The sequence below is a fragment of the Streptomyces solincola genome, from assembly GCF_002982015.1.
GTDB classification, from domain to species: Bacteria; Actinomycetota; Actinomycetes; order Streptomycetales; family Streptomycetaceae; genus Streptomyces; species Streptomyces solincola.
Window position 1 is genome coordinate 1 of sequence record NZ_PVLV01000078.1, and the last position, 5,892, is coordinate 5,892.

Genomic DNA, 5,892 nt, shown 5'->3' on the forward strand with positions numbered 1-5,892 from the left:
GCCTCCGGCCGGCAGCCCGCACCGTGCGGCGGGCTGCCGGCCCTGCTGCCGGAGGCCGGCGATCCGGTCGCCGGTGGCGCCTGCCGCCGCCTCGGCGCGGGCGCCGCCGAGCCGAAGCCGATCCGCAGGCACCGCGCCCGCCGGCGGCGGTCGGCCGGACCGGTCGTCGCCGAGTCGGAGCGCGCGGCGGCCGCCGTCGGATGCGCCCGGGTCCCGACCACCGGTCAGCGCCGGCCCGCGGGCCGCGCGCGGTGCCTGCCGGCCGGGTGCACCGCGCTGCGGAACGCCGGGGCCGATCCGGCGGTCGCCGGCGGTCCGCTGCCCTTCGAGGAGCGGCTCGCCGACGCCCCGGGGGCCGGCCGGTGAGCGACACCACGGCCCCGCTCGCCCCGCCGGATCCGCTGCCCGCGCCGCCCGGGGGCCGGCCCCCGGACCCGGCCGAGGACCTCGCCGCGCTGCGCGTGGTGCCGGTACGCCACTACGGGCGCTGGGCCGCCGCCTCGGTCGTCGCCGTGCTGGTCGCCCAGTTCGCGCACGGCCTGGTCACCAACCCGGTCTGGGAGTGGCACGTCTTCGCCGACTACGTGCTGTCGGAGACCATCGTGCAGGCCGTGCTGGTGACGCTCCAGCTCACCGCCTGCGCCACCGTGCTGGGCTTCCTGCTGGGCGCCGTGCTCGCCTTCATGCGGCTCTCGCGCAACCCGCTGCTGCGGACCGTCGCCTGGTCCTACGTCTGGGTCTTCCGCTCCATCCCGATGATCGTCCAGCTCGTGTTCTGGTTCAACCTCGGTGCGTTGTACCGGGAGCTGGGCGTCGGCATCCCGTTCGGCCCGGTCTTCTGGTCGGTGGACGGCAACGCCCTGGTGGGCACCATCGGGGCGGCGCTCATCGGGCTCTCCCTGCACCAGGCCGCGTACGCTGCCGAGATCGTGCGCGGCGGGGTGCTCTCGGTCGGGCACGGGCAGCTGGAGGCCGCCGCCGCGCTCGGCATCCCGCGGCTGCGGCAGATCCGCCGCATCGTGCTGCCGCAGGCCATGCGGACCATCCTGCCCACCGCGGGCAACGAGGTCATCGGCCTGCTCAAGGGCACCTCGGTGGTGTACGTGATGGCCATCGGCGAGCTGTTCTACCAGGTGCAGGTGGTCTACGGCCGCAACGGCCGGGTCATCCCGCTGCTGATGGTCGCCACCGCCTGGTACGTCCTGCTCACCACCCTCCTGTCGGTGGCCCAGTTCCACGTCGAGCGCCGCTACGCCCGCGGGGCCGGCCGCGGGCGCGCCGCGGGGCGCCGCTCACTTCGGAAGGAGAGGCCGTGAGCGAGGCCGTGCCCATGATCGACGTCCGGGGCGTCCGCAAGAGCTTCGGCCCACTGGAGGTGCTGCGCGGCGTCGACCTGCGGGTGCGCGCCGGCGAGGTCGCCGCGGTCCTCGGCCCGTCCGGCTCCGGCAAGTCCACCCTGCTGCGGACCATCAACCGCCTGGAGCGGGCCGACGGCGGCTGGGTCAGCATCGACGGCGAGCTGATCGGCTACCGCAGGTCCCGGGGCAGGCTGCACGAGCTGAGGGAGCGGGACGTCCTGCGGCAGCGCACCCACATCGGTTTCGTCTTCCAGGACTTCAACCTCTTCCCTCACCTCACCGCCCTGGAGAACCTCGTGGAGGCCCCGGTCTCCGCGCTGCGCCGCCCGCGCGGTCAGGCCGAGCGGACGGCCCGCGCGCTGCTGGAGCGGGTCGGCCTCGCCGACAAGGCCGGCGCCTACCCCCGGCAGCTCTCCGGCGGCCAGCAGCAGCGGGTGGCCATCGCCCGCGCCCTCGCCCTGGAGCCGAAGGTGCTGCTCTTCGACGAGCCCACCTCCGCCCTCGACCCGGAGCTGGTCGGCGAGGTCCTCGACGTCATCAAGGACCTGGCCGCGAGCGGCACCACGATGGTCGTCGTCACCCACGAGATCGGCTTCGCCCGCGAGGTCGCCGACACCGTGGTCTTCATGGACGGCGGCGTGGTCGTGGAGCAGGGCCCGCCCGCGGCCGTGCTAAACGACCCCCGCCATCCGCGGACCAGAGCCTTCCTCGCCAAGGTCCTGTGAACCGCCACCCCCGCCCTCGTCCCGTCATCCGCCAAGGAGAAACGACCGTGAACACCCGCCGTACCGCCGCGACCGCCGCCGGGCTCGCCGCCGCACTCCTCCTGGGCGCCTGCGCCAATCCGACCGGCGGGGCCACCACCGAGGTGGCGGCCGGGGACGGATCGGGGACGTCCGTGACGATCGACAACAGCCCCGACCGGATACGGGTCACCACACCGAAGGTCGACGCCATCGCGGCCAGGGTGCCGGAGGCGATCCGCAGGAGAGGCTCCCTGGAGATCGTCAACTCCGCCGACGGCTCGCCGCCCCTGGTCTTCCACGCCACCGACGACAGGACCCGCATCGGCGTCGAGGTCGACATCGCCCACCTGGTCGCCGACACCCTCGGTCTGGAGCCGGAGTTCACGGCCGTGTCCTGGGAGAACATCTTCGTCGGCGTGGACGCCGCCAAGTACGACGTCGTCTTCAACAACATCACGGTGACCGAGGAGCGCAAGGAGAAGTACGACTTCGCCACCTACCGCAAGGACGAGGTGGCGTTCCAGGCGAAGAAGGGCAGCGGGCTGGAGATCGACGGCTTCCGGGACGTCGCCGGCCGGACGGTGGCCGTGGACTCCGGCACCAACCAGGAGAAGATCCTGCTGGACTGGAACCGGCAGGCCGAGAAGGCCGGCCTGGAGCCGGTCGACATCAAGTACTACAAGGACGCCTCCGACGTCTATCTGGCCCTGGACTCCGGCCGCGTCGAGCTGTACCTCGGCCCCGGTCCGAGCGCCGCGTACCGGGTGGCCGCCACCGGCAGGAGCGAGATCGCCGGCACCCTCTCCGGCGCGGGCGACGGCCTGCAAGGGCTCATCGCGGCCGCCACCCGCAAGGACAGCGGGCTGGCCGAGCCGATCACCGCCGCGCTCAACGAGGTCATCGGCAACGGCGCCTACGCGAAGGTGCTGGGGCGCTGGGGCCTGTCCGCCGAGGCCGTGGAGAAGTCCGAGATCAACCCGCCCGGCCTGCCCAAGAGCTTCACGTAGCCCGCGCTCGGGGCCGGCCGCCGCCGGCCGATGAGTCCCGCCGCCTGGCGCGGTCCACCCTTGAGCACGACGCACGGCGCACGTGCGCCGCCCCCTCAAGGCAAGGACCGCGCCATGACCGCCACCTACACCTTCGACGTCTTCTCCAGTCTCGACGGCTTCGGGGCCGCCGGCGGGGACTGGACCGGGTACTGGGGGAAGCAGGGCCCCGAGCTGCTCGCGCATCGCCTCGGGCTGTACGAGGAGGAGCAGCGGATGGTGTTCGGTGCGACCACCTACCGGGCGTTCGCGCGGATGCTGGCGCAGAGCACCGAGGAGTCCGACGTGCGCGATCCGTGGGTCACCCGGATGTGGCGGCTGCCGGCGACCGTGGTCTCGACGACCCTGAGGGAGCCGCTGGACTGGCCGGACGCCCGGGTGGCGAGCGGGGACGCCGTCGACGTCGTCGCACGGTTGAAGGAGGAGTCCGACACGCCGTTGCGCTCGCACGGCAGCCTGTCGATGAACCGGGCGCTGATGGCGGCCGGTCTGGTCGACCGGGTCCAGGTGACTCTGTTCCCCGTGATCACCGGGCAGAGCGGGCTGGACCCGGTGTTCGGGGGCGCGGCCGACTTCGACCTGGAGCTGGTGGGGAGCCGGACGCTGGACGGTCACGTCCAGGAGCTGACCTACCGGCCGACCCCGCACGGTCGGATGAGGCCCGCGCAGGGTTAGCCGCAGCTCCTCCACGAGGGGGAGCGGCGGCGGCAGGGCCGGGCCGTGCCGGCCGCGGTGGTGCGCGCCGGGCGGATCGAGGCGGCGGTGGACGGGGAGGGCGGCCGCGCGTCCGGCAGGCGGTGCGGCCGACGGGCCCATGGCGGATGATGAAAGCCTGTCAGCGAAGCCGGCAGGCCGACGTGGCGAGGAGACACCGTTGAAGATGCTGATCAACGTTCCGGAGACCGTGGTCGCCGATGCGCTGCGCGGGATCGCGGCCGCGCATCCCGAGCTGACCGTCGACGTGGAGAACCGGGTGGTGGTGCGGCGGGACGCGCCGGTGGCCGGGCAGGTGGCGCTGGTGTCCGGCGGTGGCAGCGGCCATGAGCCGCTGCACGCCGGGTTCGTCGGGCCGGGGATGCTGGCGGCGGCGTGTCCGGGCGAGGTGTTCACCAGTCCGGTGCCGGACCAGATGGTGCGGGCCGCGGCCGCGGTGGACAGCGGCCACGGGGTGCTGTTCGTGGTGAAGAACTACACCGGGGACGTGCTCAACTTCGACATGGCGGCCGAGCTGGCCGAGGACGAGGGCGTGCGGATCGGCAAGGTGCTGGTGGACGACGACGTCGCGGTGTCGGACAGCCTGTACACGGCGGGGCGGCGCGGCACGGGGGCGACGCTGTTCGTGGAGAAGATCGCCGGGGCGGCGGCCGAGGCGGGCGCCCCGCTGGAGCGGGTGGAGGCCATCGGGCGGCAGGTCAACGCCGTCTCGCGCAGCTTCGGGGTGGCGCTGGGCGCGGTGACCACGCCGGCCAAGGGCTCCGCGTCGTTCGACCTGCCGGCCGGGGAGCTGGAGCTGGGCATCGGCATCCACGGCGAGCCGGGGCGGGAGCGCCGCCCCATGATGACGTCCGGGGAGATCGCGGACCTGGCAGTGGACGCGGTGCTGGCGGACCTGCCCCCGGGCGGGCCGGTGCTGGCGCTGGTGAACGGCATGGGCGCGACCCCGCTGCTGGAGCTGTACGGCTTCAACGCCGAGGTGCAGCGGGTGCTGGGCGAGCGCGGGGTGCCGGTGGCGCGGACGCTGGTCGGCAACTACGTCACCTCGCTGGACATGGCGGGCTGCTCGGTGACGCTGTGCCGGGCCGACGAGGAGCTGCTGCGGTGGTGGGACGCGCCGGTGAGCACCCCGGCGCTGCGGTGGGGACGGTGAGCGCGATGCTGGACGCGGACGCCTTCCGGCGGTGGATGGCGGCCGCCGCGGCCGCGGTGGAGCGGGAGGCCGGCAGCCTCACCGAGCTGGACGCGGCGATCGGGGACGCCGACCACGGGGCGAACCTGCGGCGCGGCTTCGCGGCGGTGGCGGCGGAGCTGGCGAAGGACGACGCCCCGGACTCCCCCGGGGCGGTGCTGACGCTGGCCGGGCGGCAGCTCATCTCGACGGTGGGCGGGGCCTCCGGCCCGCTGTACGGGACGCTGCTGCGGCGTACCGGCAAGGCGCTGGGGGACGCTCCGGAGGTGGACGCGGCGGCGCTGGCCGAGGCGCTGGGCGCGGGTGTGGCCGCGGTGGGGCAGCTCGGCGGGGCGAAGGCCGGGGACAAGACGATGCTGGACGCGCTGGAGCCGGCGGTGGCCGCGCTGGCGGAGGCGGCCGGGTCGGCGGGTCCGTACGCGGCGGCCGCGGCGGCGGCGGCCCGGGGCGCGGAGTCGACGGTGCCGATGCGGGCGCGCAAGGGCCGGGCCAGCTATCTGGGCGAGCGCAGCGAGGGGCACCAGGATCCGGGGGCGACCTCGTCGGCGCTGCTGTTCGCGGCGCTGGAGAAGGCCGCGGGAGAGGGGTCGCGGGGATGAGCGCGGCGGTCGAGGGGCGGGTGGGCATCGTGCTGGTGTCGCACAGCGCCGAGGTGGCGGAGCCGGTGGCGGGGCTGGCGCGCGGGCTGACCGGCGGGGCAAGGGCGCCGGGGGCGGCCGCGGGGGGGCCACACGGCGGCGGGCACGGGAACACCGCCGGGCTGGTCGCGGAGGCGGGCCACGTCGGGGGGCGGCGGGTTCGGGGGGGGGGGGGGCGCCCGACTTCGGGGGGCGGGG

Annotated in this window: 6 protein-coding genes and 1 pseudogene; all 7 read left to right on the forward strand. The window is 74.9% G+C overall.

The annotated features are described in order from the left end of the window. A pseudogene (locus C6N75_RS30465) lies at positions 1-366 on the forward strand (GNAT family N-acetyltransferase); the annotation flags it as partial. After that, on the forward strand, positions 363-1,316 hold the full coding sequence (locus tag C6N75_RS05825; RefSeq protein WP_105867761.1) for an amino acid ABC transporter permease: 954 nt from the start codon (positions 363-365) through the stop codon (positions 1,314-1,316). The pseudogene C6N75_RS30465 and the gene C6N75_RS05825, both read left to right, overlap by 4 nt. A 14-nt stretch (positions 1,317-1,330) precedes the next feature. Further along, positions 1,331-2,083: an amino acid ABC transporter ATP-binding protein gene (locus tag C6N75_RS05830; protein ID WP_181160359.1), complete on the forward strand. Its 753-nt coding sequence runs from the start codon at positions 1,331-1,333 to the stop codon at positions 2,081-2,083. A gap of 47 nt (positions 2,084-2,130) precedes the next feature. Next, entirely contained in the window at positions 2,131-3,111 is a 981-nt protein-coding gene (locus C6N75_RS05835; protein WP_105867763.1) for an ABC transporter substrate-binding protein, read from the forward strand. Positions 3,112-3,225: 114 nt separating this feature from the next. Next, the gene (locus tag C6N75_RS05840) at positions 3,226-3,825 is read left to right on the forward strand and encodes a dihydrofolate reductase family protein (RefSeq protein ID WP_105867764.1); all 600 of its coding nucleotides are present in this window, start codon (positions 3,226-3,228) and stop codon (positions 3,823-3,825) included. Positions 3,826-4,024: 199 nt separating this feature from the next. Next, positions 4,025-5,017 (forward strand): dihydroxyacetone kinase subunit DhaK, encoded by a 993-nt coding sequence (gene dhaK, locus C6N75_RS05845; protein ID WP_105867765.1) that lies wholly within the window; start codon positions 4,025-4,027, stop codon positions 5,015-5,017. A 5-nt stretch (positions 5,018-5,022) separates the two neighbouring features. Beyond that, positions 5,023-5,655 (forward strand): dihydroxyacetone kinase subunit DhaL, encoded by a 633-nt coding sequence (gene dhaL, locus C6N75_RS05850; RefSeq protein WP_105867766.1) that lies wholly within the window; start codon positions 5,023-5,025, stop codon positions 5,653-5,655. The last annotated feature ends 237 nt before the right edge of the window (positions 5,656-5,892 follow it).